Here is a 16,776-nt window from a genome sequence, read left to right as displayed (position 1 = left end):
CGTTTGTTCCGCTCGAGGCGAAGCGGACCGGCGCAGGGCGCTCAATCGACGAGATGGTTTCCGAGCATCGCAATCAGGCACTCGCGGGCGCGACTCACGCGGCTTTTCAAGGTGCCGATCCGGCACCCGCACATTTTGGCGGCGTCCTCATAGCTCGTTCCGGCAGCCACCAATGTCAGAGCCCGGCGCCTGTCGTCGGAAAGACGCGTCAATGCCCGCTGCAATTCGTGCTCGCGCAGCACCCATTCCTGGGTTGGGGCGATCGCCACCTGTTCCATCGCCGCGTCCATTCCAGCCGGCTCGCGTTTCTGCCGGCGGTAATTGGTGCAAAACGTATTTCGCAGGATGGTGAAAAGCCAGGATTTGAGCGAGGTGCCGGGTTGGTAGAGATGAAGCGAATTCAGCGCCTTCAGCAAGGTTTCCTGAACGAGGTCATCGATGTCATCATCGCTGCGCAGGAACCTTCGGGCAAAGGCGCGCAATGCCGGCGTCAGTTCGACGATCTCGCGCTCGAGTGCGGACTTTTCTTTACAATGCGACGCGGGACGTACTGAAGACGGGGAAGCCATTTTTCTCTCCTGGGATGAGAAGGAAAGTCGCTGGCTCCCTATTCGTTGCCGTACGATACCGGACAAAAGTCTCAGCTTAGATGGCAGTTGCTCGTCGGCTGGAGAGTGGGAACAACGGCGTCTCGCAATCGTTCGGTGATCGCCGTCTCGATGCTGTCGAGCGGTCTCTTCTCCTTGGCTGGATAGAGGTGGCGCCGCCAGCCGAGGGGGCGTCATATTTCCGATCGGAACATCCGACCGATGCGAGAGTTGATTGTCGTCACGACACGCCATAGGAGGACTAAATGGCAACCGAGAAGACTCTGAACGACCTGTTTCTCGATACTCTCAAGGACATCTATTACGCCGAAAAGCAGATCCTGAAGGCTCTGCCGAAGATGGCCCGCGCCGCGCAATCGGAAGAGGGCAAGGCCGGTTTTCTGCAGCATCGCGACGAGACCCAGGCGCAGGTCGAACGCCTCGAACAGGTTTTCGAAATGATCGGCAAACCGGCACGCGGCAAGACCTGCGAGGCCATCCAGGGCATTATCGCCGAAGCCGAGGAGATCATGGACGAATTCAAGGGCACCGTTGCCCTGGATGCCGGCCTGATTTCGTCCGCCCAATCCGTCGAGCATTATGAGATCGCCCGCTACGGCACGTTGATCGCATGGGCAAAACAGCTCGGCCTCAAGGATGCCGTGCCGCTGCTGCAGGCTACACTGGCCGAAGAAGAGGCAACCGACAAGAAGCTCACGCGGCTCGCGGAGTCTTCAGCCAACATCAAGGGCAAGGGCAAGGCGGCCTAAGCCGCTCTGTGCGCTATGCTCCTTCGCAACGGCCGCCGCCTCGGCGGCCGTGCTTTTGCCCGGGCTCCCTGTGATCAGAGACCAAGCTGCCAGATTTCGGCGGTGAGCACATGTCCCTCCGGCGCGGCGAGACGCATGGAGTTTATCCCCTTGAACCCCGGCAGCCGCTTGGTTCCCGTCCAGCGGCCGTCATCACCGAAGACCTCGATGGAACCTGCGTCGAGGAATATGCGGATAGTTGACGGGCGTGCGCCGGCGGCGATGTAACGGGGCGACGTCTTGGCGCTCGCTACCGAAAAGAGAATGCTCAGTCCGTTGTCATTCAACTGAACCGCCACCGTCGCGTCGGGATATTCGAACGCGAGATGGAAGGCATTGCCCGCTTCCTTGAGCGTGAGGAGGATCTCGACAGAGCCGTTGGCAAGGTCGACCGGATGGCCGTCCAGAAGGCCCTGAGCATCCAATGGGCGCTGCCGCAGACTTTCGACATCGGCGATCGGTGGCGTGGTCAGCGCGCCGCCGCGCAATGCCAGCCGCCGCGGCAGTGTCATCGCCGTCGGCATGTCGACTTCCTTTGAAACATCCGTCCAGTTCGCGAGCCATGCGATGCCAACCGGACCGGTCTCGTCGACGAAGGCCTGGAACGCGTAGGCATCGGTGCCGAAGTCCAGCTCCTGCTCGAACTCCACAGAGAAGCTGTGACCATCGAAGCGGCCGATGGTGGCAAGAGTGATATTGCGCCGGCCCGTTGCCGGGTCGCGGCTGGTGAGAAGACCGAAGATCAGGGCCCATCGCGTCGACGGATCGTTCGCGGGATCATCGAGAGGCACCAGGCAAGGGCACTCCGCCGCCGTCATCCCGAAGCGGTTCTCGCGGTGAAGCATGCCGAGGAAGGTCCATCCCGTCGCCGCGCCCGGATCGTCCGTTTCGTAAAGCAGGATGATGCCGCCCTCGCGGTCCCGCGTGCCGAGCAGCATCTTCCATTTGTCGTCGGGGCCCATAAAGACATAGGGATCGCGGAAGTCAGTCGTCAGGCCGAGCCCCTCAGGACGCGCGGGCAGGATCAGGTTTGCCGGTTCGACGTTGACGAGATCGCCGCTGGTTGCGGTGAACTGAATTTGCTCCTCTGGCTGCCGGTCCTTCATATGCTCGGTGAAAAAGATGCGAATTCCGGCGCCATCGAGGGGGATCGCCGAGCCGGAAAATGCGCCGCCGCGCCCATCGGCCCGCGCGGCGAGGGCATCCGAAGGCGGAAGAAAGATCGGAAGATGCGTCCAGCGGAGGTAATCGTCCGAGACCGCATGCCCCCAATGCATGTTGTTCCACCGAAGCTTATGCGGATAGTGCTGGTAGAACAGGTGCACCCTGCCGCCGAATCTTCCAAACCCGTTGGGATCGTTCATCCAGCCGAAAGGCGGGCGGAAATGATAGCCGCCGGGAATCTCGGGCGCGGCATTGGACGGCCTGACATGCAGCAGCCGGACGCCCTCTTCGAGAACGCAGGGCTGACGGAAGGCATAGAGGACCGAGACGTCGGTCGTAGCGGGATCGTAGGAGAAGGCGGTTTCTCCGCCGCGCTCCAGCGTCAGCAGGCGAAACTCGAATTCATGTGGATTTGATGTTTCGACGGCACCGGCCTGATCGCCGTCGACATGTGCGGTCAGCCTTCCCGGGGCGGCGGCGCCATGCGAAGCCTTTATCCAGGCATGGATCGTGCTCCCTGCCGGCAGGACGGCGCTGATCGTCTCCAGCCCGCCTTCATCGGATGGAGACATCGCTTGGCTTGTCATCAATTCAACCTTTCACGGCAGAGCCGATAAAGGAACTCACGAACCAGCGCTGGAAAACGAGGTAGAGCCCCAGGATCGGGATCATCATCAAAACGGAGGCGGCCATTGCGCGATCCCAATAGATGCTGTCCTGCCCGAAGAAAGTGGCAATGGCGACGGCGATCGGCCGGGCATAATCCGTCTGCGTCACCAGGATCGGCCAGAGATACTGGTTCCAGGTCTCGATGCCCATCAGGATCGATACGGTGGCAAGGGCGGGTAGGCTGAGCGGCAGGAAAATGGAGCGGTAGGCCCGAAAAAAGGAAGCGCCGTCCATCTCGGCGGCTTCCAGCAGTTCCTTCGGCAGCTGCGTGAAGAACTGGTAGAACAGGAAGATGTAGAGAGGGCTCGCGACCCAAGGCACGATTTGCACCGCGAAGGTGTCGGACATTCCCGCCCTGGAAACCATGATCACGAGGGGCATGATGATGCTTTCCTGCGGGATCACATAGAGCGCGATCACCACCGACAGGATGACCGCCCGGCCCCGGAGCGATCCCCAGGCCAGGACGAAGCCGGCCATCGAATTGACGATCAGGCCGGAGCAGACCGTGGTGACCAAAATGATCAGCGAGTTGACGAGGTAACGGCCGAAGGCGAGTTCGCCCGAGAGGTGGCCGACCTCCGCATAGTTGGAGAGCGTCGGGTTCGAAACCCAGAAGGCCCGGAAGCTGCCCATGTCGGCAAGGATCTGGAACCGGTCGTCCTTGAGGCTCGCCACGACCAGAAGCAGCAACGGGGAGACGATCACCAAGGCAATGATGAAGATGGAAACCGTCTGAACGACGCGTAAAACCCTTGCGGCGGAACGAGGTCGCGCCGCGCGGACCTTTGGGATCGAGAGAGCGATATCAGACATCGAAGCGCCTCAGGAGCTGGCGCTGGATCAGCGCGATGATGAGAACGATGACGAACAGGATGACGGACACGGCCGAGGCATAACCCATCTTCTGTTCCTCGAAGCCGGCGCGGACCATGTAATGCACAACCGTCTCGGTGCTGCTTTTCGGCCCGCCCTGCGTGAGGATGGCGACCTGGGTATAGAGCTTGAACGCCTGGATGGTGGTGATCACCAGGACGAAGACATGCGTCGGCCGAAGGCCCGGCATCGTCACATGCCAGAAGCGCCGGAAAGCATTCGCGCCGTCGATCTTGGCGGCATCGTAGAGTTCGTCGGGAATGCCCTGCAGACCCGCGAGATAGACGATCATCTGGAAACCATAGGCCTGCCAGGCCGAGAGCACGACGAGCGAGAACATCGCCCATTCGGGATCGCCGAGCCAATCGATCGGCTGGATCGCGCCACCGGAAATGAAGCCGAGGATCTGGTTGAACGGTCCCGTCGGATATTGGAACAGGGTGCCCCAGATGACGCAGACCACGACCATCGACGTGATCGCCGGTAGGAAGAACATGCCGCGCAGCAGATTGCGGAACGGCAGCTTCTGATGCAGCAGCAGGGCCGTTGCGAAAGCCAGGCCACACTGGGCTGGAATGATCCAGAAGGTGAAGCGCGAGACGTTCCAGAGGGCAGTCCAGAAAAGATCGTCCTGGAAGATGCGGATGAAATTGTTGAACCAGACGAACCGGACGGGCGTCGGCCGCGGCACCAGAGGCTGGTTGGTCATCGCCGTCCAGAAGGACAGGAAGAACGGCACGATCAGAAAGACAGTCAAAAGAATCACGGCCGGCGCGAGCATCGCCGCTTCCTGCATCAGTCGTCCCGTGTCATGCCGGCACGCCGGAGACTTTCGCACTATTGTCGACGGCAATGTCGATTGTTGCATGACCATCGCATTCCTCCTCTCCAGGCCTCAAGTGCCGGTCCCGCCTTGCAACATGGCGACACGTCGCAAGGCTTCGACCGACCGGCGCCGTTGGCTGTTATTCCTGATCACCGAACGGCGGATATCCGTCGTTGTCCTCGATATCCTGGTCGATCTTCTTGGCGGCTGTTGTGAGCGCCTCCTTGGGATCGCCCCCATTGAAGGCCTCGTCGATAGCCTGCATGAAGGCCGACGTGATGGTGGGATAGGCTGGATGCGGCGGGCGGGCAACGGCCGTCTTCGACGCCTGCTCGAAGGCGATCGCCATAGGGCCGCCGTTTGCATAGAGCGGAGATTCGGCCGCGAAGCTCTTCAAGCCGGGATAGCCGGACTGGCTTGCGACATAGGCCCGATACTCCTTGTCCTTCAGCAGGAAGCTGATGAACTTGGCCGCGATATCGGGATGCTTTGAGGTCGTGGTGATCGCCCAGATCCAGGTGCCGTTCGGGCTCGCGCCCTTTGCGCCGAACTTGGGAAGCGGCAGGACGACGATGTTGTCCTTCATGGTGGCCACAGCCTCCGCATAGACCCAGTGTCCGCCGAGCGCCAGTGCGGCCGGATTGCCTTCGGCGAAGAACTGGTTGGTGCCGGCCGACTGCGGCACGACCCAGCCGTTCTTGACCCATTTCTGCATCATGGCGAGGGCATCGACGCAGGCGTCGCTGTCGAGCGTTCCCTCGGATTTCCAGGCTTTGCGGTCGATCAGGTCGCAACCTGCCGATTGCAGGATCGGCCCATAGGCATAGGTGATCCATTCGGTCTTGATGCCATAGCCGCGAAAGGTGTCGATCGGCCACTTCACGCCGTCGAGCTTCGAAAGCTTCTCGAGGTAGCTTTCGAACTCCTCTCGCGTCCAGGCATCGTCGACGAATTTCGGGATGCGGGCGCCGATCGCTTCGAGATATTTCTTGTTGCCGTAAAGGACGACGGAAGAGTCCGTCAGGCCGATCGCATAGAGATCCTTGTCGATCGGGTATGTGCCTTGAGCGATGTTGGACTCCGTCATGTCGTCGAGGAGATCTTTGTCGATCAGCGGCTTGATCGGCTGCAGATAACCCGACCAGACATAATTGGCGAGGAACGGCGCATCGAGCTCCATGACGTCGGGCAGTTGCTTGGCCATGACGGCCGCGCTGAACTTCTCGTTATAGGCATCGTGCGGCGCATAGATGAACTGGACATCGACATCGGGATTGGCGGCCTCGAAGCGCTCGGCCACCTTACCATAGGCGGCGACAAAACCGGGATCGCCCTGATGCATGACCTGAATGGCAGTCTTTTCGGCTGCGTCAGCCCATGTGGCGGCCAGTGCCGACGACAAAACAAAAGACCAAAGTAAACGTTTACCCATTAGAATTCCTCCTCAATTGAATGGGCCTTCCTCAATTTACACGGATGCCCGCTCCACCAACTGGAACGGCAGTTTCTGCACCCCGGCCGGGGATCGGTGGTCGGCAAGCAGGATTTGCGCGGCCTGGCGGCCCATGGCGCGGTGCGGCAGCGCCATGGTTGTCAGCGGCGGATCGAGGCGGGAGGCGATCTCGACCTGATTGTCGAAGCTCGCGACCGCGACGTCATCGGGAATGGTCGCCCCGCATCGGCGCAGCGCGGCGTAGACTTCCATGGCCACACGATCGTTGCCGCACAGGATGGCATCGGGACGCCGCGGGCTGTTGATGAGATCATGTATATGTGTGGGCACGAGGCTATGCGCCCGATCGCTATAGATCGCCTTGCTGACAGCGGGAAGTACGACAGCCCCTGCCCCGTCAATGCCGGCGTGATCGAGCGCCTGCCGGAAACCCAGTTCACGCAGTTCGCCGGCGAGCAGTCCCGGCAGGTTGATGAATGCGATATTGCGGCGCCCTGCGTCGAGCAGGTAGCTGGTAATCTCGATCGCCGCGCCGGTTTCATCCGGCACGAGAGACGTCACTCGATCATTGGCGTCCCGGCAGTTGATCATCACCCCGACGGTATCGGCAAACTCGGGCGGCAGGTCGACGCTCTTATGATACATGGCAGCGTAGGCGATCGCGCGCGGGCGAAAGCGTCGCATCTCATCGAGGATCGATCCCACGCTGCGATGGCCGCCGAGCGTCATGGCGAAGACGGCCATGTCGGAAGCACGCACGGCCCCGTCGAGCCCCCTGATGATCTCCGTCGCGAAAGGCGAGGTGATCAGGTCATCGGCGACGAGGCCGACAAGCGGCATCCAGCCCTGCCGCATGCTGCGAGCCGCAAAGTTGGTGACATAGCCGAGTTCCTCGGCGATCTCCTTGATCCGCCGGCGCGTTTCCTCAGACATGCGCGCCGAACCGCCATGCAGAGCGCCTGACACGGTCTTGACGGAAACGCCTGCACGGGCGGCTATGTCGTTGAGTGAAGCAGTCACGGGTTCGCTTTGGGTTATCGATTACCCACATCGGTATCAATCCCTTTCCGATGAGTCAAGCGATGACAGTTCCCTGCCCCGCTCAATCGATCTCCTCAGGGATGAAGCCGCCGGTCTGGCGCCTCCAGAGCCGGGCAAACAGCCCATCCCGTTCGACCAGTTCTTCCGGCCGGCCTTCTTCTACGATGCGTCCGTGATCGAGCACGACGATCCTGTCCATCCTGGCGATCGTCGAGAGGCGGTGGGCGATGGCAATCACCGTCTTTCCCTCCATGACGAGGTTCAGCCTTTCCTGGATGGCGGCTTCGGATTCGCTGTCGAGCGCGGAGGTCGCCTCGTCGAGGACCAGGATCGGCGCGTCCTTCAACAGCACGCGGGCGATCGCGACACGCTGGCGCTGGCCGCCTGACAGTTTGATGCCGCGATCGCCGACGAAAGCCGCGTAACCCTTGCGACCTTCGCTGTCTGTGAGATCGGCGATGAAGGCATCGGCGCTTGCCATCTTCGTCACCCTTTCGATCTCTTCCTGCCTCGCCACCGGCCGGCCGTAGCGGATATTGTCGCCGACCGAACGGTGCAGCAGCGCGACATCCTGGGCGATGACGCCGATCGCGCGGCGAAGGCTTGCCTGCGTCACCGCGCGGATATCCTGCCCGTCGATCAGGATTGCGCCCTCCTTGATGTCATAGAAGCGCAGGAGCAGGTTTGCGAGCGTCGTCTTGCCGGCGCCGGAGAGGCCGACCAGACCCACCTTCTCGCCGGGCTGCACCGTCAGCGACAGGTTGTCGATGATTGCTTTGCCGGACTTGTAGGCGAAACGCACCTTTTCAAAACGGATCTCGCCCTGTTGCACCGTGAGTTCGGCCGCATCCGGCCGGTCGGTGATGGTGGGCGGCGTCGTCATGACGGGCATGGCGTCCTTGATCGTGCCGATCGCCTGGAAGATCTGCTGGCCCATTTGCATGAAGACGAAGATCTGCGTCGACAGCCGATTGAGGATATAGACTGCGCCGACGAATTCTCCGACGGTGAGGAAGCCTTTGACGAGGCCGGAAAATCCGATCGCCAGCATGGTCAGCCACAACAGCGTATTGAGGATGACGACGGTCACTTCCGACGAGCGGTAGATGCGCTGCTCGGCGTGCTGCGTCTGCACGGCCTTTCCGATGATGCGGCGGATCGCGCCTGCTTCGCTGTCTTCGCCCGCGAACTGCTTGATCATCTGCATGTTAGTGTAGAGATCGGTGATGGCGCCGGCGACCAGGCTGCGCTGCTTGGCGGTGCGGCGCGAGCGCTCGACGAAGATCGGCACGATCCTCGCGGTGAAGGCGACGTTGAGCACGATCCAGACGACGACGGGCAAAGCAAGCTGCCAGGCGAGCGCGCTGAGCAAAATCACCGAGCCCATCAGCTGCATCAGGAAGCGCGGAATGGACTGGAAGCCGGCGAGAATTTGCTGCTGGACGGCGGAGGAGACCTGCTGCAGCCGCGAGGAAACCTGGCCGGCATAGAGATCATGGAAAAAGGCAAGATCCTGCCGCTCCACCGCCTTGTGCCCCTGCCACTGAATGGCGGCCGGCATGGCGATGCCCAATGTATGCGAGTTCAGCGTATTGAGCACGAAGGATACAATCGGCATCACCGGAAAGATCAGAAAGCCGAGAACGCTCAGCAGCAGCCATTCGCTGCGCAGGAAGACGGCAGCACCCTGCTGCGTCACGCCGTCGACGATGACCGAAAGCCCCCAGACGATCGTCAGGTTGATCACCTCGAACACCATGGAGCAAAGCGCCAGTGCAATCAGCACGCCGCGAAACATCGAGATGAAATGCAACAGCACCGTCACCGGCCCTTTCGACGGCAGCGGCCGATAAGGAATGTCGAGCGGCCGGATCAGGGTCTCGAAGGGACGATAGATCGCATCTGAAATCGACATGGGCCGCTCGGTCAAATGTTGGATAAGGGCGAGGGACTCAAGACTACGCAGGCGGAGGATAGGATCACCTTGCGGCTGCAATCTCAACTAGAATTTTGGTGAATGTTTGGGAGCGGGAGGCTGTATAAAGGTGGGGCTGAAATCGAGGATGCCCGAACCCCCGGGAAAAAGGTCGGCTCCTTACATCATCCTAAACGCCGATGCGGCAGAGGCTCCTTCGGGGAACCTCAGGATGAGGCTCTCCCGAAGCCGAACCCCGCCGAAGCGGGGTTCCTGGTGCATGGTAAGCCGGTCAGTTGTTATGCGCTGCGCAGGCCTCGTCCATCGGGGTGGCGTTGCTCGTGCCGCCCTGCGTCTGGAGATTGGCGGAGTTATTGACTGGATTCGGGCACTTCGTCTTGTCGGTCTTCATCGTGCCGCTGGTGGTTGAGCCGGTCGTGGTGGTATCAGTGGCCATCGGCTTCTTGGCTTTCATGTCGCCGCTCGCGCCGCCGCCCTGGTCGGCCTGGTTCTTGTCGATCGTGGCGCCGGCCGGGGCCGGGTTGGACTGGGCGAAAGCGGATGTCGCCATGCCGAGCGCGAAGAGCGAAGCTGCTACGAGTTTCATACGCATCCTGAGATCCTCCTTGGGATGTTGCGTGATTAGCTCATCCACAACCTCGTCAGGACATCATTGTTCCGCAGCTGCTGACGACAAATTACGCCGCTGATCACCGTCTGGTGCGGGCTACTTGGTATAAAGCGCCCGCGACCTTTCGAGATGCTTCAGGAGCGCCATCTCCGAGCCGTCGACATCGTTGGCCTCGAGGCGGTCGACGATTTCGTCGTGTTCGGCAAGCGTGAACTTTTCCTTGCCGGTCCAGATCAGCATTTCGGTGTGATATTCCTTCAGCCAGGCGAGCATCGCCTCGCTGACGGCGACATAGATCGGGTTGCCTGAAATCTGGGCGATGCGGGTGTGGAATTCCATATCGGCGTCGATGAATTCTTCGGCCCGGCCGAGCGAGGCGCGCTGGCGCTCGATGATATCCCTGAGGTCGCTGATATCGGTTGCCGACGCGCGCTGAGCGGCCTCGCGGGCCATGCCGCGCTCGAAGAAGATGCGGGCGCTCTTCAGATGTTCGAGCGAGTCGGCCGATTGCGACAGCATGATCTTGGCGGTGAGATCGACCTGGCGGAAGATCGATTTTGCCGTCAGCCGCAGCACCTTCGCGCGCTCGCCGTGCGAGATGCTGACGAGACCCTTGTTGGCGAGCGATTGCATGGCTTCGCGGATCGCCGGCCGGCCGACGCCGAAGCGCTCCATCAGCACCCGCTCGGAGGGCATTTCATCGCCGGGCTGAAGCTCGCCTGAGGTGATCATCCGCTCGAGTCGATCAAACACTTCGTCGGAGAGTTTCCGGCGGACGATTTGTTCGATGGGCTGGGTCATGAGATCTCGCTGGCTCAAAATGCTTCCTCCTAACAGTTTTCCGCGCCGAGAACAAAGCTCGCGGCTGAAAATTTGCGCCGCCAAAGATTCCGCTTTTCAACAGTTGGAATACTCATTATACCAGATCATGAGTTGACGCCATGACAATCTCCATGGCGAGAGGAGCAGCCGGCCGTTTCATGATGATAACCGTGACCTACCGCATCGAAACGCCCGGCAGCGTCGAGGCGATGGCGGACAAGATCGCCAGCGACCAGTCGACCGGAACCTTCGTGCCGGTTCCGGGCGAGACGGAGGAGCTGAAATCGCGCGTCGCCGCCCGGGTGCTGGCGATCCGCCCGCTCGAGGATGCGCGCCATCCGACCTGGCCCGAGGCATCGCCCGGCACGCTGCTGCGCCGCGCCGATGTCGATATCGCCTTCCCGCTGGAGGCGATCGGCACCGATCTCTCGGCGCTGATGACCATCGCGATCGGCGGCGTCTATTCGATCAAGGGCATGACCGGCATCCGCATCGTCGACATGAAGCTGCCCGAGGCTTTCAAGAGTGCCCATCCCGGGCCGCAATTCGGCATAGTGGGCAGCCGCCGCCTCACCGGCGTCGAGGGCCGCCCGATCATCGGCACCATCGTCAAGCCGGCGCTGGGGCTGAGGCCGCACGAGACGGCGGAACTCGTCGGCGAATTGATTGCGTCGGGCGTCGACTTCATCAAGGACGACGAGAAGCTGATGAGCCCGGCCTATTCGCCGCTCAAGGAGCGCGTCGCCGCGATCATGCCGCGCATTCTCGATCACGAGCAGAAGACCGGCAAGAAGGTCATGTACGCCTTCGGCATCTCGCATGCCGATCCGGACGAGATGATGCGCAACCACGATATCGTCGCTGCGGCCGGCGGCAATTGTGCCGTCGTCAATATCAACTCGATCGGCTTCGGCGGCATGAGCTTCCTGCGCAAGCGCTCGAGCCTGGTGCTGCATGCGCATCGCAACGGCTGGGACGTGCTGACCCGCGATCCGGGCGCCGGCATGGATTTCAAGGTCTATCAGCAGTTCTGGCGGCTCCTCGGCGTCGACCAGTTCCAGATCAACGGCATCCGGGTCAAATATTGGGAGCCGGACGACAGCTTCGTCTCCTCGTTCGAGGCCGTGAGCACGCCGCTCTTCGATGCCGCCGATTGCCCGCTTCCGGTCGCGGGCTCCGGCCAGTGGGGCGGACAGGCGCCGGAAACCTATCAGCGCACCGGCCGCACCGTCGATCTTCTCTATCTCTGCGGCGGCGGCATCGTCAGCCATCCCGGCGGCCCAGCGGCCGGTGTGCGCGCCGTGCAGCAGGCCTGGCAGGCGGCGGTCGCCGGCATTCCACTGGAGGTCTACGCCAAGGATCATCCGGAGCTTGCCGCCTCGATTGCGAAATTCAGCGACGGCAAGGGCGCGTGACGGCGATGGATGGACTTCTCGTCAGCTATTACGGGGATGATTTCACCGGCTCCACCGATGTCATGGAGGCGCTCGCCTCGGACGGCGTCGAGACTGTGCTCTTCCTCGACATCCCCAAGCCGGAGCTGCTGGCGCGTTTCAGCCATTGCCGCGCCATCGGCATTGCTGGAACGAGCCGCAGCGAGACGCCGGCATGGATGGACGAGCATCTTGCACCGGCCTTCCAATGGCTGAAATCGCTCGGCGCTGCCATTTGCCATTACAAGGTCTGCTCGACCTTCGATTCCAGCCCCGGCATCGGCAATATCGGCAAGGCGATCGAGATCGGCCGCGCGAGTTTCGGGCAATCCATCGTGCCCGTCATCGTCGGCGCGCCGCAATTGAAGCGCTATACCGCTTTCGGCAATCTCTTCGCCGCCTATCAGGGCCGCGTCTTCCGCATCGACCGCCATCCGGTGATGAGCCGCCATCCCGTCACGCCGATGGATGAGGCGGATCTTGCGCTGCATCTGTCGAAGCAGACTTCCCTCCCCGTGCTGCTTGCCGATCTCGTCGCGATCACCGCGGCCGATGCCGACCGGCGGGTCGACGAACTGGCGTCGGATCGGGACGGCATTCTGTTGCTCGATGTCGATTCCGACGCGACGCAGGCGGCAGCTGGGCGGCAGATGCTGCGTGTCACCAACCGTTCGGGAAGCTTCGTCGCCGGCTCCTCGGGCGTCGAATATGCTCTGCTCAGCGCCTGGCGGCAGACCGGGGTGATCGGTCACGGCAGCGCCGAATTTCCTGATATCGGCCCGGTCGAGCGGCTTGCCGTCGTCTCCGGCAGCGTCTCGCCGACGACCGAGCGCCAGATCCGCACGGCCGTCGAAAACGGTTTCGAGAGCATCGCGCTCGATCCGCTCGCGCTGGTCTCGAATGGCGAGGCTGCGGTGGATGAGGCGGTGCAGGCAGGCATCGGCAAGCTGAAGGAAGGCAGGAGCGTCATCCTCCATACGGCGCTCGGCCCATCCGCCGACCGCGGCGCCGATATCGACCGGCTTCCGGGCGCCCGGCATCGGCTCGGCAGCGCCCTCGGCACGATCCTGCGCCGGCTGATCGAGCAGGAACCACTGTCGCGCGCGGTGGTCGCCGGCGGCGACACATCGAGCCACGCGCTGCGGCAATTGAAGATCGACTCGCTGACGACACTGCTGCCGCTGCCCCAGACGCCGGGCTCGCCGCTCTGCCTGGCGCATGGCGACTATGCGCCGACCAACGGCCTGCAGATCGCGCTGAAAGGTGGGCAAGTCGGCACGGACGGCTATTTCGCGCAGATCCGCGACGGGAGGAAGAACTGAGATGGTCGTCTGGGTCGGCACCAGCTTCAAGATGAACAAGACGCTTGAGGAGGCGCTCGCCTTCGCGCGCCGCCTCGCCGATGCGGATCTTGAACGCGATCCCCGCGTGCAGCGCTTCGTCATCCCCTCCTTCACCTCGGTGCGCGAGGTCAAGCGCGTGCTTTCCGAAACATCGGTGAAGGTCGGCGCCCAGAACATGCATTGGGAGGATGCCGGCGCCTGGACCGGCGAAGTTTCGCCCCTCATGCTGAAGGATTGCCGGCTCGATCTCGTCGAGCTCGGCCATTCCGAACGGCGCGAACATTTCGGCGAGACCGACGAGACCGTCGGCCTCAAGGTTGCCGCCGCCATCCGCCACGGCCTGACGCCGCTGGTCTGCATCGGCGAGACCTTGGAGGAGCGCAACGAGGGCCGAGCCGATGCCGTGCTGCGGCGGCAGGTCGAGGCCGCCCTGCGGGGCGTCGACACCGAGGCCGGCGAGGCTCCGATCCTGCTGGCCTACGAACCGGTCTGGGCAATCGGCGTCAACGGCATTCCGGCGACGGCCGATTATGCCTCCGAGCGGCACGGCAAGATCGCCGAAGTGGCGAAATCCATTCTCGGCCGCCCGGTGCCTGTTCTCTACGGCGGCAGCGTCAATCCCGGCAATTGCGAGGAACTGATCGGCCAACCTGATATCGACGGCATGTTCATCGGCCGCTCCGCCTGGTCCGTCGAAGGCTATCTCGACATTCTCGCCCGCGTCAGCGCGGCGATCGACCGCTCATCTCCACGCCAGACGGCGAGTGAAAGGAAACTGCCATGAAGATCGCAATTGGCGCCGACAGCGCCGGCAAACCGCTCCTGGATGTCATTGCCGCCCATCTCGCCGGCAAGGCGGATCTCGAAGTGCACGATCTCAGCCAATCCGGCTTCTATGCCGATCTCTCCCAGCGCCTGGCGCAGACGATCGTCGACGGCGAGTATGAGCGCGGCATCCTGTTCTGCGGCACCGGCATCGGCGTGTGCATCTCCGCCAACAAGGTGCCGGGCATTCGCGCCGCGCTCACCCACGACACCTATTCGGCGGAACGCGCGGCGAAGTCGAACAACGCCCAGATCATCACCATGGGCGCGCGCGTCATCGGGCCGGAACTGGCGAAATCGATCGTCGACGTCTGGCTCGCCTCCGAATTCGACCCCGATGGCCCATCGGCCGGCAACGTGCAGGCGATCGACCGGCTCGATGCGGAAAAACATGGGGCCTAAGCGCCTAAGTGATGATATGGTGATTGACTCATCATACCAGTATATGATCCTATCCAGAACTGAAAAGGTGAGGAAAACATGACCAAGATTGCTCTCTTCGGCGCCGGCGGCAAAATGGGATACCGGCTTGCCAAAAATCTCAAAGGCTCGCGCTTCGAAGTGCGCCATGTCGAGGTGAGCGATGCCGGCAAGGCCCGCCTGAAGAACGATCTCGGCCTCGATTGCGTGCCTGTCGATGCCGCGCTCGACGGCGCCGACGTCGTCATTCTCGCCGTGCCGGATACGGTGATCGGCAAGGTCGCGGCCGGCATCGTCGACAAGCTCGCGCCCGGCACCATGGTGGTGGCGCTCGATGCCGCCGCGCCCTTCGCCGGCCATCTGCCGAAGCGAGACGACCTCACCTATTTCGTCACCCATCCCTGCCATCCGCCGATCTTCAACGACGAGACGGATATGCGGGCGAAGAAGGATCATTTCGGCGGCCTTTTCGCAAAGCAGCACATCGTCTCGGCGCTGATGCAGGGTCCCGAAAGCGCTTATGCGCTCGGCGAGGAAATCGCCAAGGTCATTTGGGCGCCGGTCATGCGTTCGCACCGGGTTACAGTCGATCAGCTCGCCATGCTCGAGCCCGGCCTTTCCGAGACCGTCTGCGCCTCGCTGCTCGTCATCATGCGGCAGGCCATGGACGAATGCGTGGCCCGCGGCGTGCCGGCCGAAGCCGCCCGCGATTTCCTGCTCGGCCATATGAACGTGCTCGGCGCGGTCATCTTCAAGGAGGTCGACGGCGTCTTCTCGGATGCCTGCAACAAGGCGATCGAGTTCGGCATCCCGGCGCTGATGCGCGACGACTGGAAGAAAGTTTTCGAACCGCAGGAGATCGCCGAAAGCATCCGGCGCATCACCTGAACCGGCCCGGGGGAGGCAATCCCTCCCCCTGCTACCGCTCCGGGGAGACGGAGCACCGCTCCGAACGGGGCGTCATTCACAACAGGGAGGAAAGAATGAAACTGACACGCAGACTGACACTCGCAGCCTTCGCCAGCGCGCTGGCACTCGGAACGGCCATGCCGGCTTTCGCGGCCGATCTCATCGCCATCATCACGCCGGCGCACGACAATCCGTTCTTCAAGGCCGAAGCCGTCGGCGCCCAAACCAAGGCGAAGGAGCTCGGCTATGAGACGCTCGTCATGACCCATGACGACGACGCCAACAAGCAGTCGGAAATGATCGATACGGCGATCGGGCGCGGCGCCAAGGCGATCATCCTCGACAATGCGGGCGCGGACGCTTCCGTCGCCGCCGTCAAGAAGGCCAAGGATGCCGGCATCCCGTCCTTCCTGATCGACCGCGAAATCAACGCGACCGGCGTCGCCGTCGCCCAGATCGTCTCGAACAACTATCAGGGCGCGCAGCTCGGCGCGCAGGAATTCGTCAAGCTGATGGGCGAGAAGGGCAACTATGTCGAGCTGGTCGGCAAGGAGTCCGATACCAATGCCGGCATCCGCTCGCAGGGCTATCACGACGTCATCGACGATTATCCCGAGCTGAAGTCGGTCGCCAAGCAGTCGGCCAACTGGAGCCAGACGGAGGCCTATTCGAAGATGGAGACCATCCTTCAGGCCAATCCCGATATCAAGGGCGTCATCTCAGGTAATGACACGATGGCGATGGGCGCGATCGCAGCGCTGCAGGCCGCCGGCCGCAAGGATGTGATCGTCGTCGGCTTCGACGGTTCCAACGATGTGCGCGACTCCATCAAGTCGGGCGGCATCAAGGCGACCGTGCTGCAGCCCGCCTATGCGCAGGCGCAGCTCGCGGTGGAGCAGGCCGACGCCTACATCAAGAACAAGACGACGCCGAAGGAAGAGAAGCAGCTGATGGACTGCGTTCTCATCAATGCCGACAATGCCGACAAGCTCGAAACCTTCGCCCTGACGAACTGATCAGCCCCAATTGCGGAGGGTGCGATGTTGCGCCCTC

At 62.3% G+C, this 16,776-nt stretch carries 16 protein-coding genes; 7 read left to right on the top strand and 9 right to left on the bottom strand.

What is annotated here, in order from left to right; all coding sequences use genetic code 11:
• Window positions 1–41 precede the first annotated feature (41 nt).
• Window positions 42–569 carry a sigma-70 family RNA polymerase sigma factor gene (locus Tal182_RS29330; RefSeq protein ID WP_064807311.1) on the bottom strand — a complete coding sequence of 176 codons (528 nt, stop codon included), beginning with the start codon at window positions 567–569 and terminating at the stop codon, window positions 42–44.
• A gap of 284 nt (window positions 570–853) precedes the next feature.
• Between Tal182_RS29330 and Tal182_RS29325 the strand changes: the two genes are divergently transcribed.
• Window positions 854–1,357 (top strand): ferritin-like domain-containing protein, encoded by a 504-nt coding sequence (locus tag Tal182_RS29325; protein WP_064807309.1) that lies wholly within the window; start codon window positions 854–856, stop codon window positions 1,355–1,357.
• A 74-nt stretch (window positions 1,358–1,431) separates the two neighbouring features.
• Here Tal182_RS29325 and Tal182_RS29320 read toward each other — a convergent pair whose 3' ends face one another.
• The 8 genes from Tal182_RS29320 to Tal182_RS29285 form a co-directional block, all read right to left on the bottom strand.
• Window positions 1,432–3,147 (bottom strand): GH32 C-terminal domain-containing protein, encoded by a 1,716-nt coding sequence (locus tag Tal182_RS29320; RefSeq protein WP_085862109.1) that lies wholly within the window; start codon window positions 3,145–3,147, stop codon window positions 1,432–1,434.
• 4 nt (window positions 3,148–3,151) lie between these two features.
• Window positions 3,152–4,045 (bottom strand): carbohydrate ABC transporter permease, encoded by an 894-nt coding sequence (locus Tal182_RS29315; RefSeq protein WP_085861807.1) that lies wholly within the window; start codon window positions 4,043–4,045, stop codon window positions 3,152–3,154.
• Window positions 4,038–4,979 (bottom strand): sugar ABC transporter permease, encoded by a 942-nt coding sequence (locus tag Tal182_RS29310; protein WP_085861806.1) that lies wholly within the window; start codon window positions 4,977–4,979, stop codon window positions 4,038–4,040. The genes Tal182_RS29315 and Tal182_RS29310 overlap by 8 nt, the downstream gene beginning before the upstream one ends.
• A 91-nt stretch (window positions 4,980–5,070) precedes the next feature.
• On the bottom strand, window positions 5,071–6,363 hold the full coding sequence (locus Tal182_RS29305; protein WP_085861805.1) for a sugar ABC transporter substrate-binding protein: 1,293 nt from the start codon (window positions 6,361–6,363) through the stop codon (window positions 5,071–5,073).
• Window positions 6,364–6,399: 36 nt separating this feature from the next.
• Entirely contained in the window at window positions 6,400–7,404 is a 1,005-nt protein-coding gene (locus tag Tal182_RS29300; RefSeq protein ID WP_064807301.1) for a LacI family DNA-binding transcriptional regulator, read from the bottom strand.
• Window positions 7,405–7,486: 82 nt separating this feature from the next.
• Window positions 7,487–9,340, bottom strand: coding sequence for an ABC transporter ATP-binding protein (locus tag Tal182_RS29295; protein WP_085861804.1), 1,854 nt, complete (start codon window positions 9,338–9,340; stop codon window positions 7,487–7,489).
• A gap of 292 nt (window positions 9,341–9,632) precedes the next feature.
• A complete protein-coding gene (locus Tal182_RS29290) occupies window positions 9,633–9,953 on the bottom strand; it encodes a hypothetical protein (protein WP_011428355.1) in 321 nt (106 codons plus the stop codon).
• A gap of 114 nt (window positions 9,954–10,067) precedes the next feature.
• Window positions 10,068–10,772: a transcriptional regulator NanR gene (locus Tal182_RS29285; protein ID WP_011428354.1), complete on the bottom strand. Its 705-nt coding sequence runs from the start codon at window positions 10,770–10,772 to the stop codon at window positions 10,068–10,070.
• A 179-nt stretch (window positions 10,773–10,951) separates the two neighbouring features.
• On the opposite strand from Tal182_RS29285, the gene oiaX reads away from it, so the two are divergent.
• The 6 genes from oiaX (at window position 10,952) to Tal182_RS29255 (ending at window position 16,739) form a co-directional block, all read left to right on the top strand.
• The gene (oiaX, locus tag Tal182_RS29280; protein WP_085862108.1) at window positions 10,952–12,208 is read left to right on the top strand and encodes a 3-oxo-isoapionate-4-phosphate decarboxylase OiaX; all 1,257 of its coding nucleotides are present in this window, start codon (window positions 10,952–10,954) and stop codon (window positions 12,206–12,208) included.
• Window positions 12,209–12,213: 5 nt separating this feature from the next.
• Complete coding sequence (locus Tal182_RS29275) at window positions 12,214–13,548, top strand: four-carbon acid sugar kinase family protein (protein ID WP_085862106.1); 1,335 nt, start codon at window positions 12,214–12,216, stop codon at window positions 13,546–13,548.
• A 1-nt stretch (window position 13,549) separates the two neighbouring features.
• Window positions 13,550–14,353 (top strand): triose-phosphate isomerase, encoded by an 804-nt coding sequence (locus Tal182_RS29270; protein ID WP_085861803.1) that lies wholly within the window; start codon window positions 13,550–13,552, stop codon window positions 14,351–14,353.
• The gene (locus Tal182_RS29265; RefSeq protein ID WP_085861802.1) at window positions 14,350–14,796 is read left to right on the top strand and encodes an RpiB/LacA/LacB family sugar-phosphate isomerase; all 447 of its coding nucleotides are present in this window, start codon (window positions 14,350–14,352) and stop codon (window positions 14,794–14,796) included. The genes Tal182_RS29270 and Tal182_RS29265 overlap by 4 nt, the downstream gene beginning before the upstream one ends.
• Before the next feature lie 78 nt (window positions 14,797–14,874).
• Window positions 14,875–15,702, top strand: a complete 828-nt coding sequence (locus Tal182_RS29260) for a phosphogluconate dehydrogenase C-terminal domain-containing protein (protein WP_085861801.1) — start codon at window positions 14,875–14,877, stop codon at window positions 15,700–15,702.
• Window positions 15,703–15,797: 95 nt separating this feature from the next.
• Entirely contained in the window at window positions 15,798–16,739 is a 942-nt protein-coding gene (locus tag Tal182_RS29255) for a D-ribose ABC transporter substrate-binding protein (protein WP_085861800.1), read from the top strand.
• Window positions 16,740–16,776: the final 37 nt, after the last annotated feature.

Source organism: Rhizobium sp. TAL182 (genome assembly GCF_002117725.1).
Classification (GTDB): Bacteria; Pseudomonadota; Alphaproteobacteria; order Rhizobiales; family Rhizobiaceae; genus Rhizobium; species Rhizobium esperanzae.
This window is presented reverse-complemented; position numbering and strand designations above follow the sequence as displayed.